We start from the raw sequence: 392 nt of genomic DNA, 5'->3' as shown, positions 1-392 counted from the left end.
AACCACCCTCGGGTTCTAAGGCAACATCACAAATTTCTAAGTTTTTCGCTTTTTCAACTTCTGTTTCATCCACAATTAGAAGTCTATCGTGAAGATAATCTTTTTTAAACCGAATAGGCTTTATTCGAGCGAGGAGTTCCTTAAGCTCTGGTTGGATCTTTGAGAGGCTTTCCTTTAAGTAATTTTGGCGCTTTAAGATTTCTTCTTTGTCATTAGTTGGTGTAAAATCGTCAAGATATGCTAAGCTCTCCTTTAGCTGGATTCTTTTCTTTATCTCCTCTCTAATACTCTTGTATATTGATTTGGCTTCGCTGTTAAGTTTCATAGTGTTACAACCCTCTTAGCGGTATAAATACAAAAACCTCTTTCAAACACTCTCTTTGTGTTTGGAT

1 pseudogene is annotated in these 392 nt (G+C 36.2%); it reads right to left on the bottom strand.

Going from position 1 to position 392, the window contains the following annotated elements:
- Positions 1-325: pseudogene (locus E3E37_RS11430) on the bottom strand (endonuclease MutS2); the annotation flags it as partial.
- Positions 326-392: the final 67 nt, after the last annotated feature.

Source organism: Thermococcus sp. ES12, assembly GCF_012027515.1.
Lineage (GTDB): Archaea > Methanobacteriota_B > Thermococci > Thermococcales > Thermococcaceae > Thermococcus > Thermococcus barossii.
This window is presented reverse-complemented; position numbering and strand designations above follow the sequence as displayed.